This is a genomic window from Nocardia sp. CA-290969, assembly GCF_050936135.1.
Classification (GTDB): domain Bacteria; phylum Actinomycetota; class Actinomycetes; order Mycobacteriales; family Mycobacteriaceae; genus Nocardia.
In genome coordinates, this window is record NZ_JBNJNJ010000001.1 from 4031900 (window position 1) to 4045324 (window position 13425).

Here is a 13425-nt window from a genome sequence, read left to right on the forward strand (position 1 = left end):
TGCATGTTCTTGCGCCGGTGGGCGCGAGAGAGGAGAGGCAAGCGTGAAAACCGCAGTTGTCACCGGCGGCGCCTCGGGCATCGGACTGGCCATCGCGCAGCGGTTGCGCAGCGACGGATTCCACGTGGCGGCCCTCGACCGCAACGCCTCCGCCGACGACGATTCCGCCTACCAGGCCGACGTCACCGATCCCGACAGTATCGCCGCGGCACTGGCCACCGTCCGCGAAAAGCTGGGACCCGTCACCGTTCTGGTGAACGCGGCCGGCGTCGACGGATTCAAACGATTCCAGAACATCGATTTCACCGAATGGAAACGGGTTATCGAGGTCAACCTGCACGGGGTTTTCCATACGATCCAGGCGGTGCTGCCGGATATGCTCGATGCGGGCTGGGGCCGGATCGTGAACATTTCCTCGTCGAGCGCGCATTCGGGCCAGCCGTTCATGTCGCACTATGTGTCGTCGAAATCCGCGGTCAACGGCCTCACCAAATCGCTGGCACTGGAACTCGGCCCGTCCGGGATCACCGTCAACGCGGTACCGCCGGGGTTCATCGACACCCCGATGCTGCGCCGCTCCGAGGAACGCCGGCTGCTCGGCGGCAGCGTCGAGGACCATATCCAGCGCACCCCGGTGCGGCGTATCGGCAAACCCGAAGATATCGCCGCGACCTGCGCTTTCCTGATCTCCGAAGAGGCCGGCTACATCACCGGCCAGATCATCGGCGTCAACGGCGGACGCAACACCTGATCAGCCCCAGGTATCCGCCGATCTCACCCGAAGGGAAGTGACAACCGTGAAGGTCCATGTCGATCAGGAACGCTGCCAGGGTCATACGCTCTGCGCGATGATCGCGCCGAAAGCGTTCGAGCTCAGCGAAATCGACGGCCATTCGTCGCCGGTGGACGAGAATGTAGCCAACGACCAAGAGGACCAGGTGCGCGAAGCCGTGCATTCGTGCCCCGAGCGCGCCATCTCGCTCACCGAGTAATACGAGGGGGCATCCGATGTCCGCCACCGATCCCACCGACCGTCGCCGTCCCCAGCTCGATTTCGACCGGTACGCACCCGGATACCGGGAATCGTTCCAGGCGATCACCGAGCATATGCATCAGCACTGCCCGATCGCCTGGACCGACCACCACGACGGTTACTGGGTGGCGGCGGGCAACCGGGAAGTCTTCGAACTGGCCCGCTGCCCGTACGTTTCCAACGACCGTGATGTCGAGGGCGTACGGCGCGGGTACCAGGGCATCACCATCCCGTCGACCAACCAGGCCGCCATCCGCAACGGCATCCTGGAAATGGACGACCCCGAGCATCGCGAATTACGTTCGGTGCTCAACCCCTATCTGTCGCCCGCCGCGGTACAACGGTGGATTCCGTTCGTCGACGAGCTCGTGCGGGCGGCACTGGACGAGAAGATCGCCACCGGCCGGATCGATTTCGTCGATGATCTGGCCAATATCGTGCCCGCGGTCCTGACCCTGGCCATGCTGGGAATTCCGTTGCGCAACTGGGCGGTCTACAGCGAACCCGCACACGCCACGGTCTACACACCACCCGACTCCCCGGAATACGAGCGGGTGCACAAACTGCACCAGGACATGGGCCTGGATATGTACACCAACCTCGTCGAGATCCGGGAGCACCCGCGGCCGGGCCTGATCCACGCGCTGGCCACCGAAGCGACGCTCGGCGGGCAACCGCTGTCCGATATCGAGATCCTGGGCATGCTCGGGCTTTTGATCGGTGGCGGATTCGATACGACCACCGCACTTACCGCGCATTCACTGGAATGGTTGTCCGAGCATCCCGCCGAACGCGATATGCTCAGCCGCGAACGCGACGAACTACTGGATTCGGCGACCGAGGAATTCCTCCGCTATTTCACACCCGCGCCCGGTGACGGCCGAACCCTCAATGCCGATGTCGAACTGGCGGGTGCGCGCTTCGCCGAAGGGGAACGGCTGTGGCTGTCCTGGGCGATGGCCAACCGCGACCCGGCGGTGTTCGAACAGCCCGATTCGGTCGTACTGGACCGCAAAGGCAACCGGCACTTCAGTTTCGGGCTCGGCATCCACCGCTGTATCGGATCCAATGTGGCCCGGGCGGTGTACAAGCGGATGCTGCTGGCGGTGCTGGACCGCATCCCGGATTTCCGGTGTATCCCGGACGAAACGGTGCACTACGAGACGATCGCGGTGATCCAGGGGATGCGCCATCTCCCGGCCACGTTCACCCCGGGTGAACCGCTCGGGCCGGGGCTGGACGAAACCCTCGAGAAACTGCAGACGGTCTGCGACGAACAGCGTCTGGCCGAACCGGTCACCATCCGGAAAGACGCGGCGCAGATCTAGGAACAACGCGGATCGAGGCAGACCACAACGGATTCCCGTCCCGCGGCGGGTGGCGACCGGCCACCCGCCGCGGGCGCGGAATACTGACACAGAGGTCGCCGGACGGGCACCGGCCGGCGGCACGAGGAGGCGATATGGCATCGACGACCGGTGACGATCCGGCACCCCGCTCCGGGCGACCGCTCCCCCTGCTGTCCCTGGACACCGAATTCTTCTGGACCTCCGGCGCCGACGGGCAGCTGCGAATCCAGGAGTGCCGGGCGTGTTCGGCGCTGATCCATCCGCCGCAGCCGATCTGCCGGTACTGCCGGGGTCGCGATCTGGGCCCGCGCGTGGTGTCGGGGACTGCGACGCTTGCCTCCTTCACGGTCAACCACCGTTTCGCGCTGCCGGGCCTGCCGCCGCCGTACGTGGTGGCGACGGTGGCACTCGAGGACGATCCGCGCGTCCGGCTCACCACCAATATCGTCGACTGCGACCCGGACGCCCTCGTCCTCGGTATGCGGCTCGAGGTGGTGTTCCAGCAGGACGACGACGTCTGGCTGCCGTTGTTCCGGCCGGCCGCGCAGCAACCGGAACCGGCGCCGCTGCCGGTCGACGAGATCGCGCCCGCCGACTTCGGACAGCGGGTGGCGCCGATGCTGCGGCGCGAGAAGTTCGAGGACAGTGTGGTCCTCACCGGTATCGGGATGTCGGATATCGGGCGGCGGCTCATGCGGCCGCCACTGGAACTCACCGTGGACGCCTGCGAGCGCGCGGTGGCCGATGCCGGGCTGACGCTCGACGATATCGACGGCCTGTCCTCGTATCCGGGCGGTGGCAACCTGGGCGGTTTCGGTGAGGGCGGTGTCACCGCGCTCGAAGCGGCGCTCGGTATCCGGCCGACCTGGCACAACGGCGGTATCGAGACCTTCGGGCCCGGCGGGTCGGTGATCGCGGCCATGCTCGCCGTGCACGCCGGGCTCGCCAGGCATGTGCTGTGCTTCCGGACGGTCTGGGAAGCCACCTTCAACGAGCTGATGAAACGCGGCACGATCGAGGTGTCCGGCGGTGGCCGCACCAGCAGCTGGATGCATCCGTTCGGCTCCACCTCGGCCGCGCATACGCTGGCGCAGAAAGCACAGCGGCATTTCCACGATTACGGCACCACCCGCGAAACACTGGGCTGGATCGCGCTGAACCAGCGCGCGAACGCCGCATTGAACCCGAGCGCGGTCTATCGCGACCCGATGACCATGGACGACTACCTGACCGCGCGCCCGATCACCACGCCGTTCGGTCTCTACGACTGCGATGTGCCGTGCGACGGCGCGGTCGCGGTGATCGTCTCCGCCCGCGATGCGGCGGCCGACCTGCCGGTGCCCGGGATCGAGGTGGCGGCCGTGGGCACCCAGATCGTCGAGCGGATCGAATGGGATCAGAGCACCGTCACCCACGAACCGCAGGTACTCGGCCCGGCCGCCCACCTGTGGACCCGTACCGATCTGCGGCCCGACGATGTGGATGTGGCGCAGCTCTACGACGGGTTCACCATCAACTGCCTGTCCTGGATCGAAGCCCTGGGCTTCTGCAAGATCGGGGAGGCCAAGGATTTCCTGGACGGCGGGAAGAACATCGCCCGCGACGGCATCCTGCCGCTGAACACCCACGGCGGGCAGCTGTCGCACGGACGCACCCACGGAATGGGGTTGTTGCACGAGGCGATCGTCCAGCTGCGCGGGACGGCCGGGGAACGCCAGGTCCGGGACGCGAAGGTCGCGGTGGTTTCCAGCGGCGGCCTGACCCCGGGCGGTGCGATGTTGCTGCGGAGCGCATCCTGATGCGCGCGGTATCGCCGCGGAGTACTTCATGACGCTGACCGATTCCGATCTCGCCCCCACCGATTCCACCGGCCCGTTGCCGGTGGTCGCCGAGGTACCGGAGGTCGAGGGGATTCCGGTATCCGGATTGCTGGCCGAGGCGCCCGCACCGCGCGCGGTCGTGGTCGCGTTGCACGGGGGCGCGGTCGATGCCCGCTACTTCGACTGTCCGGGGCATCCGGAATTCTCGCTGATGCGCACCGCGCAGCGACTCGGATACACCGTGCTGGCGCTGGACCGGCCCGGCTTCCAGAGTTCCGGGCCCTATGCCGACCGGCTCGCGGATCCGCGGCGGCGCGTGGATCTGATGTACGGCGCGATCGACGCGCTGCTGGACGGATTGCCGCGCGGCGGCGGCGTTTTCCTGCTCGCGCATTCCGCGGGCTGCGAGCTGGCGGTGCGCATGGCGGCCGACGACCGGGGCGCCGGCCTGCTCGGGCTGGAGCTGGCCGGAACCGGGCGGCAGCATCAGCCGGTCGCCCATGAGCTGCTGTGGGGGGCGAACCGGGCACCGGGCAAGCGCCCGGCAGGGGTCGGGAAACTGATCTGGAGCCCGCAGCGGCTCTATCCCGAGGACGTCCTCGGCGGCGGCACCGTGGCCGCGCGCGGGTCCGCGATCGAGGCGAAAGCCCTGCACGAGTGGGCCGCCCGGGATTTCCTCGGCCTCGCACCCCGGATCCGGATCCCGGTGCGCTACACCCTCGGCGAACACGAACGGGTGTGGCGCAACGACCCGGAGGAGATGACAGCGGTAGGTTCCTTGTTCACCGCCGCTCCCCGGGTGGTGGTGCACCGGCAACCCAATACCGGGCACAACATCAGCCTCGGCCATACGGCGCCCGCGTATCACCTCACCGTGCTCGCCTTCGCCGAGGAATGCCTCCTCGCCCGGCAGGCCGGCGAATTCTCCGGTCCCACCCTGCAATTCGACGGCGGCGCCGCGGCGCCGGAAAGGTAACCCATGGACGTCACCGATATCGCACTGTTGCTGCTGCGGCTGGTCGTGGGAGGAACCATGATCGCGCACGGCGTGAACCACTGGATCGGGGGCGGCAAGATCGCCGGCACCGGGCGCTGGTTCAGCAGCCTCGGGCTGCGCAACGGCGTACTCCAGGCCTGGCTGAGCGTGATCACCGAGATCGGGGCGGGTGTTCTGCTGGTCCTCGGGCTGCTCACCCCGCTGGCCGCGGCGGCGGTGGTTTCGGTGATGCTCGTGGCCGCCCTGCTGGCGCACCGCAAGAACGGGTTCTTCGTGATGAAGGACGGCTACGAATACGTGCTGGTGCTCGGCGTGGTCTGCGTGGCCATCGGCATTCTCGGGCCGGGGTGGCTGTCGGTGGATCATGCCGCCGGTATCGAGATCACCGGCTGGGCCGGCGGCCTGATCACGCTGATCGTCGGGGTTCTCGCGACGGCCGGGCTGCTGGCCGTGTTCTGGCGGCCCGACGCCGGACAACCGGATTCGGCGAACGCCGACTCCTGATCTGCTCGAAGGGAAAATCATATGCGCGTCGGATTCATCGGACTGGGCAGCCAGGGCGGGCCGATGGCCCGCCGGATCGTCGAAGGCGGCTACCCGACCACGCTGTGGGCGCGCCGCGCCGCCTCGGTCGAACCCTATGCCGATACCGCGGCGAAGATCGCCGAGAGCCCGGCCGCGCTGGCCGCCGGCAGCGATCTGGTGTGCCTGTGCGTCGTCGGTGACGCCGACGTCCGGGAGGTGCTGGAACGCGAGGACGGTATCTTCGCCGGCTTCGCCGCCTCCGCGGCCGGGCGTACCGAGCGGCCGGTGATCGCGATCCACAGCACCGTCCATCCGGACACCTGCCGTGACCTCGCCGGCAAAGCCGCCGAGCAAGGCATTTCACTGATCGACGCACCCGTGAGCGGCGGCGCCCCGGCTGTCGAGGCGGGCCGGTTGCTGGTGATGGCCGGCGGCGACGCCGATACCCTGGACCGCTGCCTGCCGGTGTTCGGCACCTACGCGAACCCGGTGGTGCATCTGGGCGATGTCGGTGCCGGGCAGACCACCAAACTCCTCAACAATCTGCTCTTCACCGCCCATATGGCCACCGCGGTGAGCACGCTGGAACTCGGCGAACAGCTCGGGGTGAGCCCGCAGCGGCTCGGCGAGGTGATCGGGAACGGCAGCGGGAACAGTTTCGCGCTGGGCCGCATCCTGGCCGGCGGCGGATCACTGGATCAGATCGCGAAACATGCCGGTGATCTGCTGCGTAAAGATGTCCGGCTGATCAGCGAACTGGCCGCGGCCGCCGGTGTCACCCCCGGGGCGGTGCTCGACACCGCCGACGCGACCCTCGCCCTCATGGGCAAACCGCGCTGAACCAGCGGATTCCCGGACAACCCGGGGCGATCGCGAGGACGCGCACCCAGCGGGTCCCGCTCGGCCGGCGGAAAACCGGCGTCCCACGATTCGAAGGAGAACCGAGTGCGTATCGGATTCGTCGGCGCCGGCCGGATGGGCGTCCCCATGATCCGGCGCCTCGTAGCGGCCGGGCACAGTGTGCGGGCGGTGGGGCGTAAACCCGCCGCGCGCGAAGCGATCAACAGTGTCGGCGCCACCGCCGTCGGCTCCGCGGCCGAGGCCGGCCACGATGCCGAGGCGGTGGTGATCTGTGTCTTCACCGATGAGCAGGTGCGTGAGGTCTGCCTCGGCAGCGGTCTGCTCGAGACGATGCCGCGCGATGCGGTCCTGATCCTGCACACCACCGGCAGCCCCGATACCGCGACCGCGATCGCCGCGGCCACGACCCGCCATCATGTGGTCGACGCCCCGGTCAGCGGCGGCCCGCACAATATCGCCGACGGTGCGATCACGGTGTTTCTCGGCGGGAGTCCGGAAGCGGCCGGCCGCGCCCGGCCCGTACTGGCGGCCTACGCGGATCCGGTGCTACCGGTCGGCGCGCTCGGCAACGGCCAGCGGGTCAAGCTGGTGAACAACGCCCTGTTCGCCGCTCAGATCGGCTTGGTCACCGAAGCCGTCCGGCTGGCCGGGGAACTCGGTCTGGCCGAATCGGAAGTCCTCGCGGCGCTCCCCCACGCCAGCAGTTCGAGCCGTGCGGTGCTCAGCATCGCGGCCAAGGGTTCGGTCGCCGCTTTCTCCGAATCGGTGGGCGAGTTCCTCCGCAAGGATGTAGCGGTGGCCCGCGAACTCGCCGGCCGCCTCGGCGGCGACCTCGGCCTCCTCGCGCCCGCAATCCACGCGGCCGTCGGGCCTTCCTGAACAGCGGGCCCTTCCGTAACCCCTGGCCGCGATATGCCCACTTGCCCTTGCCTCTATTATAGAGGCATGACAGACTCCCCCGTCCTCACGTCCTGGCGCGATGGCGATACCGATCCCCTGATCGAGACTCTGGCGCCGGATGCGGTGTTCTCCAGTCCGGTCGCCGATTACCGGGGCCGCTCGACCGTCGGGCATATGCTCGGCCTCATCTCGCGGGTGCTCGACGAACCCGTTCCGGTCCGCCGGTGGAGCCTCGACCACGACAACGTGTACCGGTTCCGGGCGCGCGTCGGCCGGGACGAAGTCCAGGGGATCCTGCACGAAGAACGCGACGAAGCCGGGCAGCTGGCTCACATCACGTTGTTCCTGCGGCCGTATTCCGCTCTCCGCGAGGCGATCCGCGCGATGAGCCGACTACTCGAACAGTCCCCGCCGGCGGGGCCATCGGCTTGAGTCCGCCGGAGGTGCCCAGGCCCGGGGCGGGAAACAAGGTCCGCGGATCGACGACCGGGCGTCCGGTCATGGCCCTGCTCGATCTCCTCGGCCGACGGTGGGCGCTACGCATCCTCTGGGAACTCCACCGATCCCGGCAGCCACTGACCTTCCGTGAGCTCCGCTCCCGCTGCGACGACATATCGTCGAGCCTGCTCACCCGCCGGCTGCACGAACTCGGCGAAGTACGCATCGTCGCGCGAGCGGCCACCGGATACGTACTGACCGAAACCGGCCGGCAGCTCATCGACCTCCTCCAACCGCTCACCGCATGGGCACAGCTGTGGTCGGAAGAACTCGGTACCGCCAGCGAAGCAGCCGACAGCTCCAACTCCGAGCCGGCACCCGGTCATCCGAGCTCCGAAAACGATCGGTGAGCCGCGAGGCCTCCGACCGATCACCTCATAACACTTCTACCGACGGCACCGGTGTTCATCACGGCAGGGCGCGGCGGCTCACCGCCGAAGGTCGCCGCGTACGTGCAGACCGAAACCGGTGCGGCCCGCGGGTTCGAGGCCCCGTTTCAGTTGCAGCGAGGGGATTTCGTAGTCGCCGAAGTTCTGCCGGCGGAACGGGATCGGCTCGGTGGATTCCAGGGTGAGCAGACGGCGTTCCCATGCCTTGGCGAGGTCCGGATAGTCCGCCGCGGTCATGCGGTCGGCGCCGTACGACACGAACGGCGGCAATACTTCGATGCCCGGGTAGTAGAGGATGCCGTGGTGGATCGGGAAGAGCAGATCCTCGACGGGGCCGTTGATCCCGCGCGCGGCGTAGTGCGATTCCAGGCCGCCGATGGTCACCGAGAGCAGCGCCTTGCGGCCGGCGAGGGTGCCTTCGCCGTAGCGTTCGCCGTACTTGGTGTCACTGTGCTCGCCGACGCCGTAGGCGAAGTGGTAGGTGAATACGCGGTCCACCCAGCCCTTGAGGATCGCGGGCATCGAGTACCACCACAGCGGGAACTGGAAGATGATCGTCTCGGCCCACAGCAGTTTCTCCTGTTCGGCGCGGACCTCGGGGGCGAGCGCCCCGGTATCGAAGGCCCGGCCCGAATCGCGGACGACCTGCAGCGGCCGCGAGGCGGCGGGGCCGTAGTCGGCGGCGTCGACGACCGCCTTCCAGTTCATCGCGTACAGATCGCTCACCCGCACCTCGTGTCCCGCCTGCTCCAGCGTGGTCACCGCGAGGTCTTTCAGCGAGCCGTTGAGCGACGCCGGTTCCGGGTGGGCATACACGATCAGTGTCTTCATCTGAACTCCTTCGGATCGGGATGTCCTCGATCCTGGGCGCCGCGGCGCCCGCCGTTCAGGGGCGGCGCTACCCACGGACCGGGCTTCCTGGTATCGGCAGGACCACCTTCGCCGGCGACCGCGTGGCCATACTGGGGGCATGGACGATCTCGCGGGCTTCCTGCGGACCCGGCGTTCCCGGGTCGACCCGGCGGCTGTCGGTATCCCTGCCGAGCGGCACCGCCGGGTCGACGGACTGCGCCGCGAGGAAGTCGCACACCTGTCCGGCGTCAGTGTGGACTATTACGTGCGCCTGGAGCAGGGCCGCGCGACCCAGCCCTCCGAACAGGTTCTCGATGCGCTCGCCCGCGTGCTGGGCCTCGACGAGACCGAACGCGAGCACCTCTACCGGCTCGCCCGCCGGCGCCGCCGCCGCGCGAAGACACCGGGTGGGCAGATCCGGCCGGAGCTGCTGCGCGTCCTGGACCTGGTCGCCGACGCACCAGCGCTGATCATGAATCACCGGCTGGACGTGCTCGCCGGCAACCGCCTCGCCGGGCTCCTGTACGGCCGGCCGATACCGGGCCTCAACACCGCCCGGCACATCTTCCTCGAGGAATCCGAGCGCGGTCTGTACGCCGACTGGGAGACCTGCACGCTGGATGCGGTCGGCCATCTGCGGCTGGCCGCGGGCAAATTCCCCGACGACCCGCAGCTGGTCTCGTTGATCGGCGAGCTGGCGATGGGCAGCGAACGTTTCCGCCGCCTCTGGGCGCGCGCGGATGTCCGCGCCCGGACGCACGGACGCAAGGCGTTCCGGCATCCGCTGGTCGGGCTGCTGGAACTACATCAGGAAAATTTCGCCTTGCCGGACGAATCGGGCTTGGAGCTGCTGGTGCTGTCCGCACCCGCCGGTAGTCCGACCGAGGACGGGTTGCACCTGCTCGCCGGTCTCGGGGCGGACAGCAGTGCCGCACATTCCACGACGAACGCTCCGGCCGGCGAGTAGCCCGCCCACCCGGCACGGCGGGTGCGGTGAGGTCATACCGCCGCGGGGGCCGGTTCGGTGCTGCGGGTGGTGGCGGGATCGCGCAGTGTACAGAACAGCAGCCCGCTGAGCACGGGCATCGCTATCAGCGGCATCAGCGCGACCTGCAGAGACGTCATGTCGGCGAGGCGGCCGAGCACGGGGCTTGCCAGACCGCCGATACTCACGGTGAGTCCGAGAGTGATCCCGCCGGCGGTGCCGGGCCGCGCGGGCAGATAGTCCTGGCCGAGCGTGACCTGCAGGGAGAACGGTACATACAGCCCGGCCGAGGTCATCGCCACGAACAGGTAGACGGCCGGGCCCGGAATCCACACCACCCCGGCGAGCGCTACGGCGGTGAGCGCGTAGGACCAGCGGGATACGACCACCCGGTCCCAGCGGGCGGCCAGCTGCCCTCCCAGCACCGATCCGAGCACGCCGCCGAGGTAGAGCACGAACAGCGCCACTGTGCCCGCGGCCGCGTTCCCGCCCATGCGGTCGCCGATGAAGAGGGCGAGGAAGGTACTCGAGCCGATGAACGCGATCGAGCGGAACACCACCGCCAGCGACAGCCGCACGAACGACGGCATATCGTCGCTCCCCGCGGGCGGGCGGTCGGTGCCACCGGCAGCCCGGTGCCGTCGCAGCGCCCGGGTCACCGGAACGGTCGTCATCGCGCCCGCCAGCGCCGGGATCAGCAGCAGTGGTGCCCAAGTCAACCCGCCGACCGCGATCGTGCCCGCGACCAGCAGCGGCGCCAGCGCGAATCCGATATTGCCGCCCGTCGCGAAATAGGCCATCGCCGTGTGGCTGCCCCGGCTCGCGACCCGGGCGATCCGCGCGGCCTCGGGATGGTACGCGGCCACCCCGATCCCCGAGATCCCCACGAATACCAGTGTGAGCGCATACGATCCGGACAGCCCGCTCAGCGCGATCCCCGCGCCGGCGAGCACGGTGCTCACCGGCAGCAGCCACGGCATCGGCCACCGGTCGGTCAGCGCACCGAACACCGGCTGCACGACCGACGACAGCAGCGACGCCGCCAGCACGATCCCCGACACCGCCGCGTAGGTGTAGGCGCGTTCGGCGACGAAGAACGGTACGAGCGCGGCCACCGTGCCCTGGTAGACATCGACGCAGGCGTGACCGGTGGACAGCAGCAGAATCGGGGAGTTTCGGCGCACGGGTTCCATGTTCACGAGCCGGGCGGGTGACGCGCTTCCGATAAACTGCCAACTTGTAATGGAAATCCGCCCACAGCCGGTAGCGCCGACGCGCGCCCAGCGGCTCGCCCCCGGCGAGCGGATCGGCGCCCACCACCATGCAGACCACCAGATCATCTACGCCGGTCGCGGCGTGCTCTCGATCACCACCGGCGCCGGGACGTGGGTCGCTCCCGGCACCCACGCCCTCTGGGTGCCGGCCGGTACCGTCCACGCGCACCGCGCCTACGGCGAACTGGAATTGCATCTGGTGGGCCTACCGGCCACCGACAACCCACTCGGCTTGACCTCCCCCACCGTGCTCGCGGTCGGCCCGCTGCTGCGCGAACTGATCATCGCCTACACCCGTGACCTCCGCGACAGCCCTGAACACGCTCGCCTGCGCGCGGTACTGCTCGATCAGCTCCGGGCGTCGCCTCAGCAGCCGTTGTACCTGCCCACCCCCACTGCGCCGCTGTTGCGCGCGGTGTGCGACCTGCTGATCGACAATCCCGGCGATACCCGCACGCTGGCCGAACTCGGGCGCGCGGTCGGGGCCGGCGCCCGCACGCTGTCGCGACTGTTCCACACCGATCTCGGGCTCACCTTTCCGCAATGGCGCACCCAGTTGCGCCTGCATCATGCGCTGATCCTGCTGGCCGAAAAGACTCCGGTCACCACCGTGGCCCACCGCTGCGGCTGGTCCTCGGCCAGTGCGTTCATCGACATCTTCCGCCGAACATTCGGCCATACGCCGGGCGCTCACCTCCACAATCAGCCGTCGGGCAGCACGCCGTGAACCACGAGAACGCCGGGCCGGAGGCCCTACCCGCTCACTGCGATTCGGGCCAATTCGGGGAGCGGCCGAGCATGCGCAGGATCCGGTCGAGCGCGGGACCGGTACCGGATTCCGGGAGCGCATGCGCGAACGGTGAGTGCGGGTCGTCGCGCTCGGGACCGTCGGGAATCCGCTCGACGATCCGCAGCGCCGGTTCGGTGCAGGCGGGTTCCGGGTTGTAGTCCTGCCCGATGGCACGCGCGAGATCCCAGCCGTGCACGACGTAGTCGACCAGGTGGAAGCCGATGGCCTGATGTCCGGGCACGGTGACGTCGGGTCCGAATTCGGGTAGCGCGAAAGGGCGATCGGGCACATCCGCGGGGGCGAAGGCGGCCAGCACCTCGGCCGCGGATTCGGCGTATTCCGCGCTGGTGTGCGGGCCGGGCGGGCGTGGCTGCCACAGCGTGAGGTCGCCGCCGGTGCCTCGCGCGGCCGCCGCGAAACCGCGGTGCTGGGCGGCCATATGGGCCAGCAGTTCACCGACGGTCCAGGCGGCGCAGGGGGTCGGGCGATCGAGCAGGTCCGGGGTCACGAATTCGGCGATTTTCACGGTGGCGAGCACGGCGGTTCGGTCGGGCTCGCGAAGGTCCTCGTTGGTCATACCGGAAATAGTATGCACTCGCTTATCATATGTCCACGCTTATTATTTTCCGCCGGTCCGGCAGCGGCGACGGTGCGCAGCGCCCTGCCCGGTAAATTCGGCCCATGGGATCCACGGACCGTCCGGACCTCGCGGCAATGCTGGCACCGCTGACCCGCACGCTCATCGCCATGGAACGCCCGGTGCTCGAGTCGTACGGGCTGAGCATGTGGGCCTACAGCGTCCTGGTCGCACTGAGCCGGGGCCCGGCCCGCGGCCAGGGTGTGCTCGCCCAGGAGATCGGCGCGGACAAGACCCGCATCATCGCGGTCCTCGACGACCTCCAGGAACGCGGACTCCTGCACCGCACCCCCGACCCGTCCGACCGCCGCGCCCGGCTGCTCGAACTCACCACGGAAGGCCGCCGAGTCGTCACCCGAGCCCAGGCCGAGATCCAGAACCGCGAAGAGCAGCAGGTGCTCCGGCATCTCCCGACCGCCGACCGCCGCGCCTTCCTCAGCGCCCTGCGCACCCTGGCCGATATCCCCCGCGACCGGCTCGAGAACGCTCCCGATCCGGACTGATCACGGCGGGAA

General features: G+C 68.8%; 16 protein-coding genes. 13 read left to right on the forward strand and 3 right to left on the reverse strand.

Annotation, left to right across the window (positions count from 1 at the left end; all coding sequences use genetic code 11):
* The first annotated feature begins 43 nt into the window (after positions 1–43).
* The 10 genes from ACQEVO_RS18170 (at position 44) to ACQEVO_RS18215 (ending at position 8333) form a co-directional block, all read left to right on the forward strand.
* A complete protein-coding gene (locus tag ACQEVO_RS18170) occupies positions 44–751 on the forward strand; it encodes an SDR family NAD(P)-dependent oxidoreductase (RefSeq protein ID WP_432914790.1) in 708 nt (235 codons plus the stop codon).
* Positions 752–797: 46 nt separating this feature from the next.
* Complete coding sequence (locus ACQEVO_RS18175) at positions 798–992, forward strand: ferredoxin (RefSeq protein ID WP_432922762.1); 195 nt, start codon at positions 798–800, stop codon at positions 990–992.
* Between the two features lie 16 nt (positions 993–1008).
* A complete protein-coding gene (locus ACQEVO_RS18180) occupies positions 1009–2361 on the forward strand; it encodes a cytochrome P450 (protein WP_432914792.1) in 1353 nt (450 codons plus the stop codon).
* 134 nt (positions 2362–2495) lie between these two features.
* Entirely contained in the window at positions 2496–4181 is a 1686-nt protein-coding gene (locus tag ACQEVO_RS18185; protein ID WP_432914795.1) for a thiolase C-terminal domain-containing protein, read from the forward strand.
* Positions 4182–4209: 28 nt separating this feature from the next.
* Entirely contained in the window at positions 4210–5178 is a 969-nt protein-coding gene (locus tag ACQEVO_RS18190; RefSeq protein ID WP_432914797.1) for an alpha/beta hydrolase, read from the forward strand.
* A gap of 3 nt (positions 5179–5181) precedes the next feature.
* Positions 5182–5703: a DoxX family protein gene (locus ACQEVO_RS18195; protein ID WP_432914799.1), complete on the forward strand. Its 522-nt coding sequence runs from the start codon at positions 5182–5184 to the stop codon at positions 5701–5703.
* A gap of 21 nt (positions 5704–5724) precedes the next feature.
* The gene (locus tag ACQEVO_RS18200) at positions 5725–6564 is read left to right on the forward strand and encodes an NAD(P)-dependent oxidoreductase (protein WP_432914801.1); all 840 of its coding nucleotides are present in this window, start codon (positions 5725–5727) and stop codon (positions 6562–6564) included.
* Positions 6565–6669: 105 nt separating this feature from the next.
* Positions 6670–7464 carry an NAD(P)-dependent oxidoreductase gene (locus ACQEVO_RS18205; RefSeq protein WP_432914803.1) on the forward strand — a complete coding sequence of 265 codons (795 nt, stop codon included), beginning with the start codon at positions 6670–6672 and terminating at the stop codon, positions 7462–7464.
* A 66-nt stretch (positions 7465–7530) separates the two neighbouring features.
* The gene (locus ACQEVO_RS18210) at positions 7531–7917 is read left to right on the forward strand and encodes a hypothetical protein (protein ID WP_432914805.1); all 387 of its coding nucleotides are present in this window, start codon (positions 7531–7533) and stop codon (positions 7915–7917) included.
* Between the two features lie 68 nt (positions 7918–7985).
* Complete coding sequence (locus ACQEVO_RS18215; protein WP_432914807.1) at positions 7986–8333, forward strand: winged helix-turn-helix transcriptional regulator; 348 nt, start codon at positions 7986–7988, stop codon at positions 8331–8333.
* Between the two features lie 78 nt (positions 8334–8411).
* Here the strand turns inward: ACQEVO_RS18215 and ACQEVO_RS18220 are convergent, their stop codons facing one another.
* A complete protein-coding gene (locus ACQEVO_RS18220; protein WP_432914809.1) occupies positions 8412–9203 on the reverse strand; it encodes an NAD(P)H-dependent oxidoreductase in 792 nt (263 codons plus the stop codon).
* Positions 9204–9342: 139 nt separating this feature from the next.
* On the opposite strand from ACQEVO_RS18220, the gene ACQEVO_RS18225 reads away from it, so the two are divergent.
* Positions 9343–10191: a helix-turn-helix transcriptional regulator gene (locus ACQEVO_RS18225; protein WP_432914811.1), complete on the forward strand. Its 849-nt coding sequence runs from the start codon at positions 9343–9345 to the stop codon at positions 10189–10191.
* A 32-nt stretch (positions 10192–10223) separates the two neighbouring features.
* Here the strand turns inward: ACQEVO_RS18225 and ACQEVO_RS18230 are convergent, their stop codons facing one another.
* Complete coding sequence (locus ACQEVO_RS18230) at positions 10224–11393, reverse strand: MFS transporter (RefSeq protein ID WP_432914813.1); 1170 nt, start codon at positions 11391–11393, stop codon at positions 10224–10226.
* Between the two features lie 58 nt (positions 11394–11451).
* On the opposite strand from ACQEVO_RS18230, the gene ACQEVO_RS18235 reads away from it, so the two are divergent.
* Positions 11452–12210, forward strand: coding sequence for an AraC family transcriptional regulator (locus ACQEVO_RS18235; protein WP_432914815.1), 759 nt, complete (start codon positions 11452–11454; stop codon positions 12208–12210).
* A gap of 34 nt (positions 12211–12244) precedes the next feature.
* Here the strand turns inward: ACQEVO_RS18235 and ACQEVO_RS18240 are convergent, their stop codons facing one another.
* A complete protein-coding gene (locus ACQEVO_RS18240) occupies positions 12245–12850 on the reverse strand; it encodes a TIGR03086 family metal-binding protein (RefSeq protein ID WP_432914817.1) in 606 nt (201 codons plus the stop codon).
* 104 nt (positions 12851–12954) lie between these two features.
* Between ACQEVO_RS18240 and ACQEVO_RS18245 the strand changes: the two genes are divergently transcribed.
* A complete protein-coding gene (locus ACQEVO_RS18245) occupies positions 12955–13413 on the forward strand; it encodes a MarR family winged helix-turn-helix transcriptional regulator (RefSeq protein ID WP_432914819.1) in 459 nt (152 codons plus the stop codon).
* The last annotated feature ends 12 nt before the right edge of the window (positions 13414–13425 follow it).

Coding starts and splice junctions, on each gene's coding strand:
- ACQEVO_RS18180 (WP_432914792.1), top strand. CDS start 1,009: ATGTCCGCCACCGATCCCACCGACCGTCGCCGTCCCCAGCTCGATTTC.
- ACQEVO_RS18200 (WP_432914801.1), top strand. CDS start 5,725: ATGCGCGTCGGATTCATCGGACTGGGCAGCCAGGGCGGGCCGATGGCC.
- ACQEVO_RS18220 (WP_432914809.1), bottom strand. CDS start 9,203: ATGAAGACACTGATCGTGTATGCCCACCCGGAACCGGCGTCGCTCAAC.
- ACQEVO_RS18240 (WP_432914817.1), bottom strand. CDS start 12,850: ATGACCAACGAGGACCTTCGCGAGCCCGACCGAACCGCCGTGCTCGCC.
- ACQEVO_RS18245 (WP_432914819.1), top strand. CDS start 12,955: ATGGGATCCACGGACCGTCCGGACCTCGCGGCAATGCTGGCACCGCTG.
- ACQEVO_RS18235 (WP_432914815.1), top strand. CDS start 11,452: ATGGAAATCCGCCCACAGCCGGTAGCGCCGACGCGCGCCCAGCGGCTC.
- ACQEVO_RS18210 (WP_432914805.1), top strand. CDS start 7,531: ATGACAGACTCCCCCGTCCTCACGTCCTGGCGCGATGGCGATACCGAT.
- ACQEVO_RS18215 (WP_432914807.1), top strand. CDS start 7,986: ATGGCCCTGCTCGATCTCCTCGGCCGACGGTGGGCGCTACGCATCCTC.
- ACQEVO_RS18190 (WP_432914797.1), top strand. CDS start 4,210: ATGACGCTGACCGATTCCGATCTCGCCCCCACCGATTCCACCGGCCCG.
- ACQEVO_RS18225 (WP_432914811.1), top strand. CDS start 9,343: ATGGACGATCTCGCGGGCTTCCTGCGGACCCGGCGTTCCCGGGTCGAC.
- ACQEVO_RS18195 (WP_432914799.1), top strand. CDS start 5,182: ATGGACGTCACCGATATCGCACTGTTGCTGCTGCGGCTGGTCGTGGGA.
- ACQEVO_RS18185 (WP_432914795.1), top strand. CDS start 2,496: ATGGCATCGACGACCGGTGACGATCCGGCACCCCGCTCCGGGCGACCG.